Below are 19,032 nucleotides of genomic sequence, written 5' to 3' on the forward strand. Positions count from 1 at the left end.
GCTGGTCGAGTCCGGTCGCGGGTCAGAGCAGGCGCGCCAAGGCGGCGACGAGGGCGGCGCCGAAGACCACGACCAGGAACGGCGCCCGCACGACCAGCAGCAGCACGGCCGCGCCCAGGCCGATCGCACGGGCGTCGAGGGCCAGGCCGCCGGAGTCGGTGGCGACCACCTGGACGGCGACCAGCGCCGCCAGCAGGGCGACCGGGATCAGGTCCGCCACGCGGGAGACGACCGGATGGTCGAGCACCCGCGGGGGCACCGAGAGTCCGGCGAGCTTGAGGAGATAGCAGCCGAGCGCGCCGGCCAGGATCGCGGCCCAGGTCATGACGATCCCGCCTGGTGCTGATGTCCGGGCGGGTCGTCCGGGGCGATGTCGGGGGGCGTCCCGATCGGCAGGACACCCACCAGCAGCGCCACGCCCGCCGCCACCAGGACCGGCACCCCGGCCGCGGTGAACGGGACGACGCCGAGGGCCACTGCGGCGGCGAGCACCGCCACGACCTGGTGCAGCGGGCGGTCCAGCCGCGGCCACAGCAGGGCCAGGAAGGCGGCCCCGACCGCGGCGTCGAGGCCGTAGTCGCGCGGGTCACCGATGGCCTCGCCGGCCACCGCGCCGATCAGCGTCGCGAGGTTCCACAGCACGAAGATCGACACGCCGGTGGCCAGGAAGCCCGTGCGAGCCCCCGCGCGGGTGCGACGGGTCACCGACATCGCCGTCGACTCGTCGATGAGCACCTGGGCCGCGGCGGCGCGACGCCAGCCGCGGAAGCCGAGGAGCGGGGCCAGGCGCAGGCCATAGAGGGTGTTGCGGGTCCCGAGGAGCAGCGCCGTCGACGTGCCGGCCCACGGCGAGCCACCCGAGGCGATCACCCCGACCATCGCGAACTGCGAGGCGCCGGTGAACATCAGCAACGACAGGGCGCAGGTCTGGAGCACGTCGAGACCGGAGGCGACGGCCACCGCGCCGAACGAGACGCCGTAGGTGCCGGTGGCGATGCCGACGCCGAGGCTGTCGCGCAGGATGGCGCGGCGGTCCTCGACCGGTGCGCCGGGGCTCTCGTCGTCCACGACCGGGTCAGGCCAACGCGGTGTGCAGGCGCACCTGCTTGACCGTGGTCTCCCCACTGCCGTCGAGGTCCAGCTCGCGGTGCGCGCTGTCGGCGGCCCAACCGGCGCTCACCAGGAAGGCGCGACGCCGGTCGTCGCTGGTGATGGTCCAGGTGACGGCGCGGGTGAACTTGTCGGCCTCCAGCGTCTCCGCGGCCGCCTGGAGCAGCCGCGACCCGTGCCCGCGTCCCCGGTCGGCGGGATCGACGGTGAGCTCGGTCAGCTCGCCGTCGGCGATCGGGTCGCAGTCCGGATCGGAGGCAGGGGTCGTGATCGCGAAGCCGACCACCCGATTGCGCTCGAGCGCGACCAGCACCCGGTTGCGCGCATCGGCGGGCTTGGCCAGCGACTCGCGCCACGCCGCAGCGATGGGGCCCGGGTCGGCCGGGATCGCCTCGGGCGGGAGGACGTCGGCGTACTGCTCGGCCCAGGCACGGATCTGCACGTCCGCGATCGCGGCGGCGTCCTCGGCCCAGGCGATGCGCACGGAGACATCGGCGGTCGGTGTGCTCATGGTCCGATCATCCCAGGGGAGCGGCGCGTTAGGTTGGCGGCATGGAGTTCCGCAATCTTGGAGCAAGCGGCATGAAGGTCTCCGCCATCTCCTACGGCAACTGGCTCACCCACGGCTCGCAGGTCGAGGAGGACGCCGCCCTGGCCTGCGTACGCCAGGCGCTGGAGGAAGGCATCACGACCTTCGACACCGCCGACGTATACGCGAACACCGCTGCCGAGACCGTGCTCGGCAAGGCGCTGAGCGGTCAGCGCCGCGAGAGCCTGGAGATCCTCACCAAGGTCTTCTGGCCCACCGGCCCGAAGGGGCCCAACGACCACGGCCTGTCACGCAAGCACATCATGGAGGCCATCGACGGGTCGCTGACCCGCCTCCAGACCGACTACGTCGACCTCTACCAGGCGCACCGCTTCGACCACGAGACGCCACTGGAGGAGACGATGCTCGCCTTCGCCGACGTCGTCCGCGCCGGCAAGGCGCTCTACATCGGGGTGTCGGAGTGGCGCGCGGAGGAGATCCGGGCGGCCGCCGAGCTCGCCCGCGAGCTCCGAGTGCCGCTGGTGTCCAACCAGCCGCAGTACAACATGCTGTGGCGGGTCATCGAGGCCGAGGTGGTGCCCACCTGCGAGGAGCTCGGCATCGGGCAGATCGTGTGGTCGCCCATCGCCCAGGGCGTGCTCACCGGGAAATACCGCCCCGGCGAGCCGGTCCCCGAGGGCTCTCGAGCCACCGACGACAAGGGCGGCGCCGACATGATCGGGCGCTGGCTGCGCGACGACGTCCTCGAGCGAGTCCAGCTGCTGCGACCGATCGCCGAGGAGGCGGGCCTCTCACCGGCCCAGCTCGCGGTGGCGTGGGTGCTGCAGCAGCCCGACGTGTCCTCGGCGATCATCGGGGCCAGCCGGCCCGAGCAGGTCACCGAGAACGCCAAGGCCGCCGGCGTCACCCTCGACGCCTCCACGCTCGCCGCGATCGACGAGGCGCTGGGCGACGTGGTCGAGAGGGACCCGGCCCAGACGAAGTCGCCTCGCCGTTCGGAGCTCTTCGGCTGAATGTGCCGCAGGTCAGCGGTAGTGCTCGGGGAGCGACTGACCGATCTTGAGCCGCGGCTTGGGCAGGCGCATGAACTTCATCTGCATCGCGCGGGTGATGGCGTAGTAGGTGGTGCCCTTGGTGGGCTCGTCGGGGAAGCGCAGCGCCAGCTGCTTGCGCAGGCGCAGCCGCATCACGACCAGGTCGACCACGAGCACCACGAACAGCGGCAGGATCAGCGCCGGGATGAACAAGGAGACGATCATCAACGGGATGACGATCTCGGCGAAGGAGAACCGGACGTCGACGAAGTCGCGGATGAACCGGCGTACCGGGCCCTTGTCGCGCGCGAGCAGGTAGCGCTCGTCGCCGGTCTTCATCGCCTCGCGAACCTTCTGGCTCGACTCGGCGCGCGCCGCGCGCTGGCGCTGCATCTGCTCCTTGCGGGTACGCGGGACCCGGGCCCGCTCGCGGGCGGCGGCCTCGGCCTCGCGGCGCGTGGGCGTCGGGCGACCCTTGCCCGGGGTCTTGGACAGGTCGACGCCCTCGGTGGACTCGGAGGGCTCGGATGAGTCGGTGCCGGACTTGCGACGGAACAACGTGCTGCCTTCTGGCCTGTGGGGTGGAATGGGCGCAACGCGAGCGGGAGGTCACTCGTCGTCAGGACACCAGGGTAGCGGTGAGCCGTCGACCCGCTTGCCGCTCGGGCATAGGGTGAGGCCATGAGCTTGATGAAGCGGATGGGTCTGATCTTCCGGGCCAAGGCCAACAAGGCGCTCGACGCGGCTGAAGACCCGCGCGAGACCCTCGACTACAGCTACCAGCGGCAGCTCGAGCTGCTCTCGAAGGTACGCCGCGGCGTCGCGGACGTCGCGACGAGTCGCAAGCGCATCGAACTGCAGATCGGCCAGCTCGAGCAGCAGGCCAACAAGCTGCAGACGCAGGCCGAGAAGGCGCTTCAGATGGACCGCGAAGATCTCGCGCGCGAGGCGCTGACCCGCAAGTCCGGGCTCAACGGCCAGATCGCCGACCTCCAGACCCAGCACGCCCAGCTCCAGGGCGAGGAGGAGAAGCTCGTCCTGGCCCAGCAGCGGCTGCAGGCGAAGGTCGAGGCCTTCCGCACCCGCAAGGAGACCATCAAGGCCACCTACACCGCCGCCGAGGCGCAGACCCGCATCAACGAGGCCGTCTCCGGCATCGGCGAGGAGATGGGCGACGTCGGCATGGCGATCCAGCGCGCCGAGGACAAGACGGCCACCATGCAGGCCCGTGCCGGCGCCATCGACGAGCTCATCGCCTCCGGTGCGCTCGACGACGTCACCGGCACCGGCGGTGGCGACGACATCAGCCGCCAGCTCGAGGCGATGAGCTCCGACTCCGACGTCGAGATGGAGCTCGCCCGGCTCAAGGGACTCTCCGCGCCGCAGGCCCCCGGCCAGATCGGTGCGGGTGGCGACGGCCTGGCCAAGGAGACCCAGGTCGAGCAGATCGAGGGGGAGACGCCGCGATGAGCGCTACTGCGACCGACTCCGGACACGACGACGCGGGCAAGGGCTCGGACGGACTGATCATCCGCATCCTCGGCGAGGGTCAGTACGACGTGTCCGCCGATGCGTTGACCCACCTCAACGAGCTCGACTCGGCCGTGGAGGCCGCGATCGAGGCCGACGACGAGGCGACCTTCCGGCCGGCCCTGGTCGCGCTGCTCGACGGCGTCCGCACCGTCGGCGTCGCCCACGCCGCCGACTCCCTCGACGAGTCCGACCTGATCCTGCCGCCCGACGACGCCTCGATCGAGGAGGTCCGCGAGCTGTTGGCCGATGACGGGCTGATCCCCGGTTGACCGCAGGACTGCTCGTGACTGCTTGGCGACCGTTGGACAATTGACCCATGGCCCGTACCCGATTTCTCAGCGACACCGGTCTGACCGCCCGGATGACCCTGGTGCTGTTCTTGCTGGGCGCGCTGTTCGTCGCGCTGGTGGTCGGGCTGGCTGCGGCGTTCGGCGGCTGGATCGGGATCCTGATCGGCGTCGTCGGCATCGGTATCGCCACCTACCAGTGGTCGCGCTCGGACACCATCGCAATGCGTGCGATGCGCGCCCGCGAGGTCACTCCCGAGGAGGCGCCCGAGCTGCACGGGATGATCGACCGGCTGTGCGCGCTCGCCGACATGCCCAAGCCGCGAGTCGGCATCGCCGACACCCGGGTGCCGAACGCCTTCGCCACCGGACGCTCGCCCGATCGAGCGGTGGTGTGCGTGACCACCGGAATCCTCCAGCTGCTGACCACCGAGGAGCTCGAGGGGGTGCTGGCCCACGAGCTGTCGCACGTCGCGCACCGTGACGTGCTGGTGATGACCGTGGCGTCCTCGGCCGGCATCGCGGCCGGCCTGCTCACCCAGGGCAGTCAGTACGGCGGCCTGGGCTTCTTCGGCGGCCGTCGCGACAACAACGGCGCACCTGCCTGGCTGGTCGTGTTAGTGGTGAGCCTCATCGTCTACGCCGTGAGCTTCCTCCTGCTGCGGCTGCTCTCGCGTTATCGGGAGCTGTCCGCCGACCGCGCGGGCGCCTACCTCACCCTCAAGCCGGCCGCGCTCGCCTCGGCGCTGCAGAAGATCAGCGGCGGCATCGAGCGCACCCCCGAGCGCGACCTGCGCCAGGTCAGCGCGGGCAGTGCCCTCTGCATCGCGCCGATCAGCCTCAAGAGCATCACCTCCACGCACCCGCCGCTGGAGAAGCGGCTGGAGCAGCTCGCCCGGATCCAGGCCGAGCTCGACCGGCCGACGGCGTGAGCAGGAGACACTGATGGGCTTCTTCGACTCCATCCTGGGCCGCACGAAGCCGCGTCAGGCCGACCTCGACGCCCTGTTCAACGTGCCGAGCGCGGCGATCACGCTCCAGGCGTCGCTGGGTCTGACGCCGACCGGAGACGGCTCGGTCTGCTACCGGGCCGCCGCGGGACCCGCCTTCACCGACACCCAGGCCGAGGTCGTCGAGCTGCTGCGCACCACCTCCGACCACGCGCCCGCGGTCTCGGTGAGCGAGGACGAGTTCGGCTTCACGTGGTTGGAGATCGATCACCCGCCCTTCGACCCGGGCACCTCCGACCTCGGCGCCTTGTGCACCGACCTCCACGCGGTGAACACCGGCTTGGAGGCTGCCGGCTTCGGGCCGGCCCTGCTGTGCTCGCTGATCCCGTTCGTCGACTCCTCCGGGCGCCGCCTCGGCCTGGTGTATCTCTACAAGCAAGGCACCTTCTACCCCTTCGCGCCGGTGCCCGGCGGCGGCCATGAACGCGATGTCCTGCTCGAGCGGACCGTGCGCGACCTCCTCGCCGATGAGTTGCCCATGGAGCAGGATCCGTCCCGGTGGCTGGCGATCTGGGGCGCGCCGGGACTCTGACGGCGCCGCACGAGGCGGCGAGGTCGCTACGATGCCCGGCGATGAGCAACAGCACGGGGGAGCCTCGCAGGCTCGCCGACATCGCGCAGTACGACGTCATCGGACGACGGTCGCGGCGTGATCTCACCGCGATCGTCGAGCTCGCCGCGAAGATCTGCGGCACCGCGATGGCCTCGGTCAACCTGATCACCGACGCCCAGCACCAGGTGGCCACCTACGGGTTCGATCCCGCGACGTGCAGCCTGGCCGACTCGATCTGCGCCCAGTACCTGGAGCGGCCCACGCCGATGGTCGTTCCCGACGTGCACGCGGACCCGCGCTTCGCCGATCATCCGTCCGTCACCGGTGACGGCCCGGAGATCCACTTCTACGCCTCGCACCAGCTGGTCACTCCGGCCGGTGTCGTCGTCGGTACGCTCTGCGTCTACGACCCGGTGGCGCGCACCCTGGACCAGACCCAGATCGAGGCACTGAGCACCTTGGCGGACCGGGTCATCGACGCGCTGGAGCTCTCCGTGCGGAACCGGCAGTTGGCGGCGTCCAACGATCGGCTGATGTCGTTCGCGGGACGAGTGAGTCACGACCTCAAGACGCCGCTCACCAGCCTGAGTCTCTCGCTGGACATGCTGCGCGAGCAGATCGCCGACGGCGAGGATCCCGCGGAGCTGACCTGGCTGTTGGATCGCGCTGTGCAAGGCTCGCGACGGATGGCGTCGATGATCGACGACCTCCTCGCCTACGCCCGGCTCGGCGGCCAGCCCGCCACCGGGCCCGTCGACCTCGACGGCATCCTGACCGAGGCCCTGGCCGACCAGAGTGAGGCCTATCTCGACGCCGACGTGCGACGCGAGCCATTGCCGACGATCACCGGCGACACCGCTCAGTTGCGGGCCCTCCTGCAGAACGTGCTCGACAACGCCGCCAAGTACCGACACCCCGACCGGCGCCTCGCGCTCGTGGTCTCCGCCCGCCAGACCGATCGCGGATGGCAGATCAGCGTGGCGGACAACGGGATCGGCATCCAGGCACCCGACCGCGAGCGGGTGTTCGCGCCGCGGGTGCGGCTCTCCACCGAGGGCACCGGCTCCGGGATCGGCCTGGACACCTGCCGCCGCGTCGTCCAAGCCCACGGCGGCGCGATCTGGATCACCGAGACCGACGGTGGCGGCACCACCGTCTGGTTCGACCTGCCGCGCTAGTCGAGACAGAACTCGTTGCCCTCGGGATCTCGCAGCACCAGGTGGCCGTGGCCCAGCGGGGGAGCGGGCTCGTGGCGAGCGACGCGCTCGGCGCCGAGCCCGACCAGGCGATCCGCCTCCGCCTCCAAGGCATCCATCCGGTCGGTCCCCTCGAGTCCGGGGGCTGCCCGGACGTCGAGGTGGACCCGGTTCTTCGCGGTCTTCGGCTCAGCGACCCGCTGGAAGAACAGCCGGGGTCGGGTGGCCTCGGGGTCGTGGGCGGCCGAGGCGTCGTTGCGTCGCTCGGGCGGCACTCCGAACGCGTCGAGGGCGGCGTCCCACGTGTCGAAGCCGGGTGGTGGCGGATCGAGCTCGTAGCCGAGCACCGCGCACCAGAAGGCGCACAGGGCCGCAGGGTCGGCGGCGTCGAAGGTCAGTTGGAGGTCACGGGTCACCCGCACAGCGTGGCACCGATCGCGGACGGAATCGCTCCGGATCGGTGGGTGCTCAGTCCCGGTGGGTCTTGCCGGGCAGGTCCAGCATCCGTTGGAGGGCGACCAGCGCCTCGCGCTCGGTGTCGGCGTCGACCTCGATCCGGTTGACCACGACACCGTCGACCAGTGACTCCATCGCCCACACGAAGTGCGGCAGGTCGATGCGGTTCATCGTGGAGCAGTAGCAGACGTTGCGGTCGAGGAAGACGATCTTCTTGTCCGGGTGAGCGCGCGCCAGCCGCTGTACGAGGTTCAGCTCGGTGCCGATCGCCCACGCCGACCCGGCCGGAGCCGCCTCGATCGTGGCGATGATGAACTCGGTGGAACCGACCAGGTCCGCGCTGAGGACGACCTCGTGCGGGCACTCCGGGTGCACGAGGATCTGGATGCCGGGCATCGTGGCGCGCAGTTCGTCCACGACGTCGATCGAGAACCGGCCGTGCACCGAGCAGTGGCCCTTCCAGAGGATCATCTTGGCCGCGCGAAGCTCGTCGGTGGTGAGCCCGCCGTTCGGCAGGTGGGGGTTCCAGACCACACAGTCGTCGAGGGAGTAGCCCATCTTGAGCACCGCGGTGTTCCGGCCCAGGTGCTGGTCGGGGAAGAACAGGACCTTGGTGTCCGGGCCGCGCTGCTCGAAGGCCCACTCGAGCGCGACGTCGGCGTTCGAGGAGGTGCACACGACCCCGCCGTTGCGGCCGCAGAACGCCTTGATGTCGGCGCTGGAGTTCATGTAGGTGACCGGCACGACGACGTCCTGGACGCCGGCCTCGGCCAGCGCCTCCCAGGCGGCCTCGACCTGTGGGAGCCGGGCCATGTCGGCCATCGAGCAGCCGGCCGCGAGGTCGGGCAGCACGACCTGCTGGTTCGGACCGGTGAGGATGTCGGCCGACTCGGCCATGAAGTGGACGCCGCAGAACACGATGTACTCGGCCTCGGGGCGCGCTGCCGCCTCGCGCGCGAGCTTGAAGGAGTCGCCGGTGACATCGGCGAACTGGATGACCTCGTCGCGCTGGTAGTGGTGCCCGAGCACGAACACCCGCTCGCCGAGGGCCTCTTTGGCGGCCAGCGCGCGCGCCACCAGGTCGGGATCGGACGCCGGCGGCAGGTCGCCGGGACACTCCACGCCGCGTTCGGAGGCGCGGTCGATGCCGCGGCCGAGGGGGAGGAGCGGGAGGTCGACAGTCGTCATGGCGCAATCCTAGGAGGCTCGGCGACGGTGCAGGGAGGGCAACCACGCACGACGCCGATCGCTTCCCAGCAGGTCCGCGGCGAGGATGTGACACAGGTCGGGCGACTGTCACATCCACGTGCGGGATCCGGCACGTGCCGGATCCGTCGGGTGCGGGATCCGCCACGTGAGGGATCCCCTTCGTGCGAGATCCCGCACGTGGCGCTGCCGCCTCAGAGCAGTGCGCCGCTGTGCAGGTAGTTGGTCGGTGGGCGCATCCCGCGCAGCCCCAGGTAGCCGGCCGTGTGCAGGTCCAGCCGTGCCGAGGTGGCCACCTCGATCGCCCAGGCGTTCGCGGCGGTGACGTGGCTGATCCTCTGCTCTTCCGGCCCGTCGGCGATCGCGGCCCACAGCAGACGCTGGGCGGTGCGCCGGTTCGTGGCCGCCAGGAGCGCCACGGCGCCGCCCGGGGTCAGGTAGGCGTATCCCGAGCCGGTGGTCGACTCGCTGACCACCCAACGCCAGATCCGCTGCATCATCGGGTGGTCGGGGCCGTGGCCGGACCCGCGGCAGGCTCGGTCGACCGAGTCCATCAGATCGGTGTCGGCCGCGGTCCCCTCGCGCACCTTCGCGCCGACCTCGACCGGGATCGCGCTGCGGTCGACCACGCCGGTCAGGTACATCTGCGGATGCATGGTGAAGCCGGACAGCAGGTAGCGACGCACCGCCTTGGGGTCCGCGGAGGACGACAGCATCCCGCGCAGGCAGCCGCGGCTGTGGGTGAGTGCGGCGTCCAGGACCTGCTTGCCCAGCCCACGCCCTTGCAGCTCGGGCCGAACCGCGTAGGTCGCCAGGATCCAGGTGCCCTCGCGGCGGACGCTCGTCGCGAACCCGACCATCTCGCCGCCGGCGTCGGCGACCCAGCAACCGCCGGGGTCGGTCGCGACGAGGTGGCGGGTGCGTTCGACCCAGCCCCGGCGATGCTCGTCGGACCGCGGCTCCGGCGCGGGCTGGTCGCGTCGCATGATGCGGCGGTCGAGCGCCAAGAAGGCGTCGCCGGAGAGACGTTCGGCAGCGGTGGCGTCCTCCGGCCGCATCGGTCGGATCGATACCTCGCTCACCCGCTCACGATAGAAGGATCCGGCTGGGCGAGGATGAGTGGCATGCGGGTCCTGATCGCACCGGACAAGTTCGCCGGCACGCTCACCGCGGTCGAGGCCGCCGAGGCGATCGCGGCGGGCTGGCGTCGCCGAGCGCCCGACGACCAGCTCGATCTCGCGCCGATGGCCGACGGCGGGCCGGGGTTCGTCGACGTCCTCCAGGCCGCCTTGGGCGGTGAGCTCGACGTCGTGACGGTCCGAGGCCCGTTGGGCACCCCGGTTCCCGCGACGATCCTCCACGTGGGCGACACCGCCTACCTCGAGAGTGCCCAGGCGTGCGGCCTTGAGCTCACCGGCGGCCGCGGTGTCGAGGCGGCGTCTAGCTACGGCGTTGGGCAGCTGGTGCTCGCCGCCACCGAGGCGGGCGCCAGCACCGTGGTCGTGGGCGTCGGAGGCTCGGGCACCAACGACGGCGGCGCCGGACTCCTGGCGGCGCTCGGCGCCACTGCGGACGTGTCCCTCGAGAGCGGGGCGGCCGGACTGGTCGGCATCACGCAGGTGACCCTCCCCGCCCTCGACGCACAGCTGGTCCTCGCCTCCGACGTCGACAACCCGCTCACGGGGATGTTCGGCGCCACCAAGACGTTCGGGCCGCAGAAGGGTCTGGCCGAGGACCGCATCGCCGAGGTCGACGGCTGGCTCGAGCAGTTCGCGGCGGCGACCAACCGACGGATCGCGCTCGACAAGGGCGCCGGCGCCGCCGGCGGCCTCGGCTACGCGCTGCTGTGCCTGGGGGCGCGCCGGGAGCCGGGCATCGAGCTGGTCGCGGAGGCCGTGCGCCTTCGGGAGCGGGCCCGCACCAGCGACCTGGTCGTCACCGGAGAGGGTGCCTTCGACTTCTCCAGTCGCTCCGGGAAGGTCCCTTTCGGCGTCGCCCAGGTGGCTGCCGAGGCGCTGCGGCCATGCATCGCCATCGCGGGACGCGTGGACGTGGGCGCACGCGAGATGCGCGCCCTGGGCATCGAGTCGGCCTACTCGCTGGTGGAGCTGGCCGGAACGGACCGCGCCCTCGGGGAGCCGGCGGGCGCGCTGGCCGAGGTGTCGGAGCGCGTCGCCCGGACCTGGTCGCGCTGATCGCACCTGGCGGGGAATAACCGCCGATGTGCGACGATTGAGCACTGTAGGAACCCGAAGCCACCCTCGAACCTCAGTGGGGAGTCACATCACATGACCGAGCAGCTCGACACCACGACCGAGCGCCGCACCGACCAGATCAACCTGAGCTCGGTGGCCGCGGCCAAGGTCAAGAGCCTCCTCGAGCAGGAGGGCCGCGACGACCTGCAGCTGCGCATCTCCGTCCAGCCCGGCGGCTGCAGCGGACTGCGCTACCAGCTGTTCTTCGACGAGCGCACCCTCGACGGCGACGTCGTCACCGACTTCGACGGCGTGGCCGTGGTCGTGGACCGGATGAGCGTCCCCTACCTCAACGGCGCCGAGATCGACTTCGTCGACACCATCGAGAAGCAGGGCTTCACCATCGACAACCCGAACGCCACCGGGTCCTGCGCCTGCGGCGACAGCTTCCACTGATCACACAACCTCGACAACCGAGGTCCGGCCCGATCTCACACGAAAGCCCCGCGACGAAGTCGCGGGGCTTTCGTCACGCTCGGGCCGGACCGGGAGTCAAGAGGACCGGCCAGGACGGGGCCAGACGGGCCGCAGCTCTACTCCAAGTGGAAGTGCAACGCGCCGGCCAGCCGCGCGGCGGCGTCGGAGACCTCGATCGAGGTCTTCGTCCGCTCGCCCGGTTGCTCGTCGTAGTACAGGCTCGGCGCCGGTCGCGAGGCGAGATCCCCGATCCGGTCGAGACCGAGCCGGATCCCCGCCGCGCGACAGTCGGCGTGCATCCGAGCAGGAGTCTCGAAGTCGTCATAGGGGGTGCGAGGGGTCGCCATGGGGCGACCGTAGGGCGCTACTGATTGGTATGGAACCCGGTAGCACTAGGTAGTGTCCCCTCACGTGCCTCTCCTCATCGCCGGGTCCATCGCCACCGACCACCTGATGTCGTTCGGCGGCAAGTTCGCCGACTCGCTCGTCGTCGAGCAGCTCGACAAGCTCTCCTTGTCGTTCCTGGTCGACGATCTGGAGATCCGGCGCGGCGGGGTGGCTGCGAACATGGCCTTCGGCCTGGGGCGACTCGGACTCCGGCCGGTTCTGGTGGGGGCGGCGGGGGAGGACTTCGCCGACTATCGCTCCTGGCTCGAGCGCCATGGTGTCGACTGTGAGTCGGTGCGTATCTCCGAGAGCAAGCACACCGCCCGCTTCGTCTGCACGACCGATCCCACCGGCGCCCAGATCGCCTCGTTCTACCCCGGCGCGATGAGCGAGGCGCGGCTCATCGAGCTGGGCCCGATCGTCGAGCGCGTGGGGGCGCCGGACTACGTCGTGGTCGGTCCCGACGATCCCGACGGCATGCTGCGTCACACCGACGAGTGCCGGCAGCGGGGCTATCCCTTCATCGCCGACCCCAGCCAGCAGCTCGCCTTCGGCGACGGTCCGTTGATCCGCAAGCTGATCGACGGCGCGACGTTGCTGTTCTCCAACGAGTACGAGTCGCACATGATCGAGAAGAAGACCGGTTGGAGTGCCGACGACGTCCTCGCGCGGGTCGGTACCCAGGTCACCACGCTGGGCAAGGACGGCGCCCGAGTGCTGCGAAGCGGCGAGGATCCGATCGAGGTGTCCGCGGCCGTCGACGTCGCCGCCGTCGAGCCGACCGGGGTCGGCGATGCCTTCCGGGGCGGCTTCCTGGCGGGGCTCGAGTGGGGTCTTGGCTATGAGCGGGCAGCGCAGATCGGCTGCGTCCTCGCCGCCTACGTCGTCGAGACCGTCGGCACCCAGGAGTACACCTTCACCGCCGAGGAGTTCGTCGCGCGGGTGGATGCCTCGTACGGCGAGAGGGCGGCCGCCGACGTCGCTGCCCACTTGGTCTGACCGGCCTCACGTCAGGCGGCGCACGACGTAGCGAGCGGCTCCGTCGCTCGCGGTGTCCTCCCCGACGTACTCCTGGCCGCGCATGCGGCACCAGGCAGGGACGTCGTAGCGAGCCGCGGCGTCGTCGGCCACGACGGCGATGAGGCCGCCGACATCCACCTCGCCCAGGTGCTTGGCCAGCTCGATGATCGGCTGCGGACACGGGCGCCCGCGACAGTCGAGCTCGACGTCGGGGGTCATCGGCGCAGCTCCGCGACGACGTCGGGCAGCACCGCACAGAACGCCTCGACCTGTGCGTCGGTGGCCTCGCGGGTCAGTGAGACGCGCACGTTGCCGTGGGTGAGCGCTCCCATGGCGGCCAGCACGTGGGACGGCTCCAGGGTCGAGGCAGTGCAAGCCGACCCGCTGGCGACCGAGAAGCCGCGTCGATCGAGCTCGGTCACCAGCTGCTCGCCGTTGACATAGAGCACCGAGAACGTGGCCAGGTGGGGGAGTCGGAGGTCTGGATCACCGACCACGTCGACGTCGTCGATCGCGGCGGCCGCGGACCGGATCCGGTCGATCATGGCGTGCTGACGGCGTCCGGTCTCCTCGCGCTCGGCCACCACCGCCTGCAACGCTGCCGCCGCGGCGAGCGCAGCCGGTACGTTCTCGTACCCCACAGCCCGGTGGTCGGCGCGATCGTCGTCCGGGAAGGGCGTCGCCCAGCGAGCACCGCGCCGGACGAGGAGGATGCCGACCCCCGCGGGACCGCCCCACTTGTGGGCCGACCCCGCCAAGGCGTCCCAACCGCGGGGGAGCGGGAGCCGGCCCATCGAGGCGCAGGCATCCACGAAGAGCCCGGCGCCGGAATCGCGGGCCAGGGCCGCGGCCTCCTCCACGGGCTGGAGGGTGCCGACCTCGTGGTTGGCACTCTGCACCGCGACCGCGGCCGGCTGGCCCGCGCGCACGGCCTCGGCGAGGGCTGCGATGTCGACCCGGCCGAGCTGGTCGACTCCCACCAGCATCGGCTGGCCCTCCTCGGGTGCCCGAGACCGCGATCCCCATCGGGACCACCATTCGGCGGCGTGGCGTACGGCCGCATGTTCGACCTCGGGAAGCACGACGGGTCCTCGAGCGCCGGTGGCTCCGGCAGCGAGGCCGAGCAGCCCGCGGTGTACCGCCTCGGTGCCGGACGCGGTGAAGGTGACCTCCTCGGGACCGACCTGGAGACATTCCGCGACGACGGCGCGTGCGTTGTCGAGCAGCAGTCTGGCGTTGCGCGCGGGATGGTGGAGTCGGCGCGGGTCGGCGTAGCCCGCATCGAGGGCCGCGAGGAGGGACTCGCGCGCGGCCGGATGGAGGGGCTCGGACGACGCGGCGTCGAGGTAGGCCGGTGGAGCCGATCCGATGCCGACCGCTGCGCTCTCAGACACGTCGACGATCCAACCACCACCCCGTCGCGCTCACGGTGCCTGATCGCGATAGTGTGCGATCTGTCCGTGATTCGCCTGATCGTTGGCTGAGAGGAAGGCTCGTTCGTGGGTCACCAACTCCCCGAGCGCTCGGCGCCGGCTCCCCGGCGCGCCCGGCGCGTTGCGCTCGCAGCGCTGCTGAGCAGCGCACTGGTAGTCCTCGCCGGCTGTGGCTCCGACTCCGAGTGGGAGCGGCTGGCCATGCCGAAGCCGATCACCGAGGAGGGTGAGCACACCCTGGCTCTGTGGCAGGGCGCCTGGATCGCCGCGCTCATCACCGGCGCGGTCGTGTGGGGACTGATCTTCTACGTCATCTGGCGTTACCGTCGTCGTCACGCCGACGAGGTACCGGTGCAGACGCGCTACAACCTGCCCCTGGAGATCTTCTACACGATCTTCCCGATCATCATGGTCATCGTCTTCTTCGACCACACGATCAAGACGCAGAACCTCGTGCTCAACGACCCTGAGGTGGAGGCGACCAACACGGTGGTCGTCGTGGGGCAGCAGTGGTCGTGGACCTTCAACTACCCCGATGCGGTCGAGGGGCCTGACGGCCAGCCGGTCAACGCCTACGAGGCCGGCACCGGCGACGACATCCCGACCCTGGTCATCCCGGTCGGGGTGACCACCCGGTTCGAGCTGCGCAGCCCCGACGTCATCCACGACTTCGGTGTCCCCGGCTTCCTGATCAAGATGGACGTCATCCCGGGCGCGAAGAACCACTTCCAGGTCACGCCGAAGGAGACCGGCACCTACGCCGGCAAGTGCTACGAGCTGTGCGGCGTCTACCACTCGCGCATGATCTTCGAGGTCGACGTCGTGAGCCAGGAGGAGTACGACCAGTACCTCGAGTCGCGTGTCGACGCCGGCTCGTACTCGCCCGAGCCGATCTGTGGAGGCAAGTTCGCCGAGACCCAGGTGGGTCTCGAGACCGACGAGATTCAGGAGGTCTGCCAGTGACCACCACGGCCGACCCGGCAGCGAAGCCCGCATCCGAATTCCCCGAGCGCAAGCCGCTGGGGCAGCAGCTCGTCCGGCTCCTGACCACCACCGATCACAAGCTGATCGGCAAGCTCTACCTCGTCACCTCCTTCAGCTGGTTCCTCATCGGCGGCGTGATGGCGATGCTCATCCGCTCCGAGCTCGCCTTCCCCGGCAGCCAGGTCGTCAACGACGAGCTCTACAACCAACTGTTCACGATGCACGGCACGATCATGCTGCTGCTGTTCGCGACCCCGCTGTTCTTCGGTTTCGCCAACGTGATCATGCCGATCCAGATCGGCGCTCCCGACGTCGCGTTCCCGCGGCTGAACATGTTCAGCTACTGGCTCTTCCTGTTCGGCGGTCTCATCGCAGCCTCGGGCTTCTTGACCCCGGCCGGTGCCGCCGACTTCGGCTGGTTCGCCTACACCCCGCTCTCGGACGCCGTTCGCTCGCCCGGCGTCGGCGGCGACCTGTGGATCATGGGCCTGTGGATGGCCGGTCTCGGCACGATCCTCGGTGCGGTCAACTTCATCACCACCATCATCTGCATGCGCGCCCCCGGCATGACCATGTTCCGGATGCCGCTGTTCGTGTGGAACACGCTCATCACCAGCCTGCTCGTGCTGATCGCCTTCCCGGTGCTCGCCGGCGCGCTGCTCTCGCTCGAGGCCGACCGCCTCTTCGGCGCCCACGTCTTCGACACCGCTCATGGCGGCGCGATCTTGTGGCAGCACCTGTTCTGGTTCTTCGGGCACCCGGAGGTCTACATCATCGCGCTTCCGTTCTTCGGAATCGTGACCGAGATCCTGCCCGTGTTCAGCCGTAAGCCGGTCTTCGGCTACGTCGGCCTGGTCGGTGCGACGCTCGGTATCGCCATCCTCTCGGTGGCGGTGTGGGCCCACCACATGTTCGTCACCGGCGCGGTGAACCTGCCGTTCTTCTCCGGCATGACGTTCTTGATCGCGGTGCCTACAGGCGTGAAGTTCTTCAACTGGATCGGGACGATGTGGGGCGGATCCATATCGTTCGACAATCCGATGCTGTGGTCGATCGGCTTCTTGACCACTTTCTTGTTCGGCGGCCTCACCGGCATCATCCTGGCCAGCCCGCCGCTGGACTTCCACGTCTCCGACTCCTACTTCGTGGTCGCTCACTTCCACTACGTCGTCTTCGGCACGGTCGTGTTCGCGATGTTCGCCGGGTTCTACTTCTGGTGGCCGAAGATGACCGGGCGGATGCTCAACGAGACGCTGGGCAAGGTGCACTTCTGGCTGCTGTTCGTCGGCTTCCACCTCACCTTCTTGGTGCAGCACTGGCTCGGGGTCGAGGGCATGCCGCGTCGCTACGCCGACTACACGGCGGCCGATGGCTGGACCACGCTCAACCAGATCTCCACGATCGGTGCGTTCCTGCTCGGTGCCTCGACGCTGCCCTTCCTCTACAACGTCTACATCACCCGCAAGGCGCCACTGGTCACCGTCGACGACCCATGGGGCTGGGGACGCTCGCTGGAGTGGGCCACCAGCTGCCCGCCGCCGCGTCACAACTTCCACTCGCTGCCGCGGATCCGTTCGGAGTCGCCCGCCTTCGACCTGCACCACCCCGAGGTGGCCGCGATCGAGCTCGACCAGAACGAAGCCGCCCGCGACGGTGACCTTGCCGACGCGCCGACCATGAACGGCCGCGACGAGATGATCCAGGACCGCCTCCGCAAGGACCGAGGCACCTCGGACGACGACGGAGGAGCCCGATGAAGGCCGAGACCTGGATCTTCGGCGTCACCACGGTCTTCATGGCGCTGGTGACCCCCGCCTACTGGCTGGTCACCGACGCCAGCGACCACGGGGGCGACTGGACCGGCACGTCCGCGCTCACCATGACCACGCTGCTGGCCGCGATGGTCACCCTCTACCTCGGCTTCCACGCCAAGAAGATGGAGCCGCGGCCAGAGGACCGCAAGTCCGGCGAGATCGCCGACGGCGCCGGCGAACTCGGCTTCTTCCCGCCCTACTCCTGGTGGCCGCTGTGGTGCGGTCTGACCCTCGGTGTCATCGTGTTCGGCACGGCCGCACAGGCGTGGTGGCTGGCCATCATCGGTGGCGTCCTGGGCTCGGTGGCGCTGTGTGGCCTGGTCTTCGAGTACTACCGGGGTGAGCACGCTCACTGAGCGGCTGTGCCTCTTGGAGGCGCGGCGAATCGGGTTCGTGACCGGCCCCCGGTTACGCTGAGGAAGCAGTCGGTGACTGCGATCCTCAACCCGATCGATTCTTGGAGTCCGCCCCATGTCCGTGCGTCCCTCGGCTCGAGTGGCCGCCGCGGCACTCGCTGCCGTCCTCGGCCTCTCCCTGGCCGCCTGCAGTTCTGACGACTCCGGATCCGAGGCGGCCGCGAACGGCTCGACCGGAAGCGGCAACGGCACCGACGCGGGCAACGCCGGGAGCGACGGCGGGTCGAACGCCCCGGCCGTGGACACCCCACGCGCCACCATCACGTCCAACGTGAAGCGCGGCGCGAGCGATGTCGCGGTCTCCACGCTGGTCTCGGTGTCGGCCAAGGGCGGGCTGCTCGACGACGTCAAGGTCACGTCCGAGGCCGGTGACGTCGCCGGCGCGATCGCCGACGACGGCGCCACCTGGACCGCGACCGACCGGCTCGAGCCGGGCACCAAGTACACCGTCACCGCCCGCGCCGGCGAGGGCGACACCGCCGCCCGGAGCCGCCTGAGCTTCACCACCGCGGACCTCTCCCTCGACCAGCAGACCTATCCCTCGGTCGCGCCCCTCCAGGGCGAGACGGTCGGCGTCGGAATGCCCGTCGTCGTCACCTTCGACCTGCCGGTCACCGACAAGGCGGCGTTCGAGAAGCAGATGAAGGTCACCTCGACCCCGGCCCAGGCCGGCTCCTGGTACTGGCTCAACGACACCACCGCGCACTGGCGCCCCAAGTCCTACTGGCAGCCGGGCACCGAGGTGAGCGTCGACGTCGACGTGAACGGCGTGGAGGCCGGCAACGGCATCTACGGCCAGGAGAACCGCGAGGTCGACTTCCAGGTCGGTGACGCCCACATCTACAAGGTCAACGCCAAGAGCCACCAGATGCAGGTCTACTCCAACGGCGACCTGCTGCGGACCATCCCGATCACCACCGGCAAGCCGGGCTTCACGACCCGCTCGGGCGTCAAGGTGATCATGGAGAAGTTCGACTCCAAGCGGATGAACTCCGAGACCGTCGGCATCCCGCAGGGCAGCGCCGAGGCCTACGACATCAACAACGTCCAGTGGGCGATGCGAGTCACCAACTCCGGTGAGTTCATCCACGCCGCCCCGTGGTCGGTCGGGTCCCAGGGCTACGCCAACGTCTCGCACGGCTGCACCGGCCTGAGCACCGACAACGCCGCCTGGCTCTACGCCATGAGCCGCCGTGGCGACGTCGTCGAGTACACCGGCACCGACCGCCCCATGACCTTCGACAACGGCTACGGCGACTGGAACAAGTCCTTCAAGGACTACCGCGCCGGCTCCGCACTCGCCTGACTCACCCATTTCCGCTGACCCGTCAGCTATAGCGGACGGGTCAGCGCGCAGGCGGAGCGATGGCC

The 19,032-nt window shown here is 70.1% G+C and carries 23 protein-coding genes; 13 read left to right on the forward strand and 10 right to left on the reverse strand.

The window, feature by feature from the left end:
- Window positions 1–22: 22 nt before the first annotated feature.
- Genes WMR31_RS09600 through WMR31_RS09610 form a run of 3 tightly spaced genes read right to left on the reverse strand, consistent with a single transcriptional unit; the run spans window position 23 to window position 1,621 of the window.
- Window positions 23–325 (reverse strand): AzlD domain-containing protein, encoded by a 303-nt coding sequence (locus WMR31_RS09600; protein WP_340538583.1) that lies wholly within the window; start codon window positions 323–325, stop codon window positions 23–25.
- Entirely contained in the window at window positions 322–1,068 is a 747-nt protein-coding gene (locus tag WMR31_RS09605) for an AzlC family ABC transporter permease (protein ID WP_340538584.1), read from the reverse strand. The genes WMR31_RS09600 and WMR31_RS09605 overlap by 4 nt, the downstream gene beginning before the upstream one ends.
- Window positions 1,069–1,075: 7 nt before the next feature.
- On the reverse strand, window positions 1,076–1,621 hold the full coding sequence (locus WMR31_RS09610; protein WP_340538585.1) for a GNAT family N-acetyltransferase: 546 nt from the start codon (window positions 1,619–1,621) through the stop codon (window positions 1,076–1,078).
- A 41-nt stretch (window positions 1,622–1,662) separates the two neighbouring features.
- On the opposite strand from WMR31_RS09610, the gene WMR31_RS09615 reads away from it, so the two are divergent.
- Window positions 1,663–2,673 (forward strand): aldo/keto reductase family protein, encoded by a 1,011-nt coding sequence (locus tag WMR31_RS09615; protein ID WP_340538586.1) that lies wholly within the window; start codon window positions 1,663–1,665, stop codon window positions 2,671–2,673.
- Window positions 2,674–2,685: 12 nt separating this feature from the next.
- On the opposite strand, the gene WMR31_RS09620 is transcribed toward WMR31_RS09615, so the two are convergent.
- The gene (locus tag WMR31_RS09620) at window positions 2,686–3,252 is read right to left on the reverse strand and encodes a DUF3043 domain-containing protein (RefSeq protein ID WP_340538587.1); all 567 of its coding nucleotides are present in this window, start codon (window positions 3,250–3,252) and stop codon (window positions 2,686–2,688) included.
- 123 nt (window positions 3,253–3,375) lie between these two features.
- Here WMR31_RS09620 and WMR31_RS09625 point away from each other — a divergent pair, with 123 nt between their 5' ends.
- Genes WMR31_RS09625 through WMR31_RS09645 form a run of 5 tightly spaced genes read left to right on the forward strand, consistent with a single transcriptional unit; the run spans window position 3,376 to window position 7,255 of the window.
- Entirely contained in the window at window positions 3,376–4,164 is a 789-nt protein-coding gene (locus WMR31_RS09625) for a PspA/IM30 family protein (RefSeq protein ID WP_340538588.1), read from the forward strand.
- Window positions 4,161–4,496, forward strand: a complete 336-nt coding sequence (gene pspAA / locus WMR31_RS09630; RefSeq protein ID WP_340538589.1) for a PspA-associated protein PspAA — start codon at window positions 4,161–4,163, stop codon at window positions 4,494–4,496. The genes WMR31_RS09625 and pspAA overlap by 4 nt, the downstream gene beginning before the upstream one ends.
- Window positions 4,497–4,543: 47 nt before the next feature.
- Window positions 4,544–5,446, forward strand: coding sequence for a zinc metalloprotease HtpX (htpX, locus tag WMR31_RS09635; RefSeq protein WP_340538590.1), 903 nt, complete (start codon window positions 4,544–4,546; stop codon window positions 5,444–5,446).
- A 13-nt stretch (window positions 5,447–5,459) separates the two neighbouring features.
- Entirely contained in the window at window positions 5,460–6,056 is a 597-nt protein-coding gene (gene pspAB / locus WMR31_RS09640) for a PspA-associated protein PspAB (protein ID WP_340538591.1), read from the forward strand.
- Between the two features lie 41 nt (window positions 6,057–6,097).
- On the forward strand, window positions 6,098–7,255 hold the full coding sequence (locus WMR31_RS09645) for a sensor histidine kinase (RefSeq protein WP_340538592.1): 1,158 nt from the start codon (window positions 6,098–6,100) through the stop codon (window positions 7,253–7,255).
- Here the strand turns inward: WMR31_RS09645 and WMR31_RS09650 are convergent.
- The 3 genes from WMR31_RS09650 to WMR31_RS09660 all read right to left on the reverse strand — a co-directional run bounded on the left by WMR31_RS09650 (window position 7,252) and on the right by WMR31_RS09660 (window position 10,017).
- Window positions 7,252–7,689 (reverse strand): VOC family protein, encoded by a 438-nt coding sequence (locus WMR31_RS09650; protein ID WP_340538593.1) that lies wholly within the window; start codon window positions 7,687–7,689, stop codon window positions 7,252–7,254. The two genes, WMR31_RS09645 and WMR31_RS09650, sit on opposite strands and share 4 nt — an antisense overlap.
- A gap of 52 nt (window positions 7,690–7,741) precedes the next feature.
- Window positions 7,742–8,917, reverse strand: coding sequence for a quinolinate synthase NadA (gene nadA, locus WMR31_RS09655; protein WP_340538594.1), 1,176 nt, complete (start codon window positions 8,915–8,917; stop codon window positions 7,742–7,744).
- Between the two features lie 212 nt (window positions 8,918–9,129).
- Entirely contained in the window at window positions 9,130–10,017 is an 888-nt protein-coding gene (locus WMR31_RS09660; protein WP_340538595.1) for a GNAT family N-acetyltransferase, read from the reverse strand.
- A 42-nt stretch (window positions 10,018–10,059) separates the two neighbouring features.
- On the opposite strand from WMR31_RS09660, the gene WMR31_RS09665 reads away from it, so the two are divergent.
- Window positions 10,060–11,130: a glycerate kinase family protein gene (locus WMR31_RS09665; RefSeq protein WP_340538596.1), complete on the forward strand. Its 1,071-nt coding sequence runs from the start codon at window positions 10,060–10,062 to the stop codon at window positions 11,128–11,130.
- Window positions 11,131–11,223: 93 nt separating this feature from the next.
- Window positions 11,224–11,586 carry an iron-sulfur cluster insertion protein ErpA gene (gene erpA, locus WMR31_RS09670; protein ID WP_340538597.1) on the forward strand — a complete coding sequence of 121 codons (363 nt, stop codon included), beginning with the start codon at window positions 11,224–11,226 and terminating at the stop codon, window positions 11,584–11,586.
- Window positions 11,587–11,723: 137 nt separating this feature from the next.
- On the opposite strand, the gene WMR31_RS09675 is transcribed toward erpA, so the two are convergent.
- Window positions 11,724–11,954: a hypothetical protein gene (locus WMR31_RS09675; protein WP_340538598.1), complete on the reverse strand. Its 231-nt coding sequence runs from the start codon at window positions 11,952–11,954 to the stop codon at window positions 11,724–11,726.
- A 64-nt stretch (window positions 11,955–12,018) separates the two neighbouring features.
- On the opposite strand from WMR31_RS09675, the gene WMR31_RS09680 reads away from it, so the two are divergent.
- Window positions 12,019–12,993: a carbohydrate kinase family protein gene (locus WMR31_RS09680; RefSeq protein ID WP_340538599.1), complete on the forward strand. Its 975-nt coding sequence runs from the start codon at window positions 12,019–12,021 to the stop codon at window positions 12,991–12,993.
- Between the two features lie 6 nt (window positions 12,994–12,999).
- Here WMR31_RS09680 and WMR31_RS09685 read toward each other — a convergent pair whose 3' ends face one another.
- Entirely contained in the window at window positions 13,000–13,233 is a 234-nt protein-coding gene (locus WMR31_RS09685; protein WP_340538600.1) for a sulfurtransferase TusA family protein, read from the reverse strand.
- On the reverse strand, window positions 13,230–14,408 hold the full coding sequence (locus WMR31_RS09690; RefSeq protein WP_340538601.1) for a cysteine desulfurase family protein: 1,179 nt from the start codon (window positions 14,406–14,408) through the stop codon (window positions 13,230–13,232). Before WMR31_RS09690 ends, WMR31_RS09685 begins: the two co-directional genes overlap by 4 nt.
- Before the next feature lie 105 nt (window positions 14,409–14,513).
- Between WMR31_RS09690 and ctaC the strand changes: the two genes are divergently transcribed.
- The 4 genes from ctaC (at window position 14,514) to WMR31_RS09710 (ending at window position 18,967) form a co-directional block, all read left to right on the forward strand.
- Window positions 14,514–15,410 carry an aa3-type cytochrome oxidase subunit II gene (ctaC, locus tag WMR31_RS09695; RefSeq protein ID WP_340538602.1) on the forward strand — a complete coding sequence of 299 codons (897 nt, stop codon included), beginning with the start codon at window positions 14,514–14,516 and terminating at the stop codon, window positions 15,408–15,410.
- Window positions 15,407–17,188 (forward strand): aa3-type cytochrome oxidase subunit I, encoded by a 1,782-nt coding sequence (gene ctaD, locus WMR31_RS09700; protein WP_340538603.1) that lies wholly within the window; start codon window positions 15,407–15,409, stop codon window positions 17,186–17,188. Before ctaC ends, ctaD begins: the two co-directional genes overlap by 4 nt.
- The gene (locus WMR31_RS09705) at window positions 17,185–17,601 is read left to right on the forward strand and encodes a cytochrome c oxidase subunit 4 (protein WP_340538604.1); all 417 of its coding nucleotides are present in this window, start codon (window positions 17,185–17,187) and stop codon (window positions 17,599–17,601) included. Before ctaD ends, WMR31_RS09705 begins: the two co-directional genes overlap by 4 nt.
- A gap of 115 nt (window positions 17,602–17,716) precedes the next feature.
- Window positions 17,717–18,967, forward strand: a complete 1,251-nt coding sequence (locus WMR31_RS09710) for a L,D-transpeptidase (protein WP_340538605.1) — start codon at window positions 17,717–17,719, stop codon at window positions 18,965–18,967.
- The last annotated feature ends 65 nt before the right edge of the window (window positions 18,968–19,032 follow it).

Source organism: Nocardioides epinepheli, assembly GCF_037936805.1.
GTDB lineage: Bacteria > Actinomycetota > Actinomycetes > Propionibacteriales > Nocardioidaceae > Nocardioides.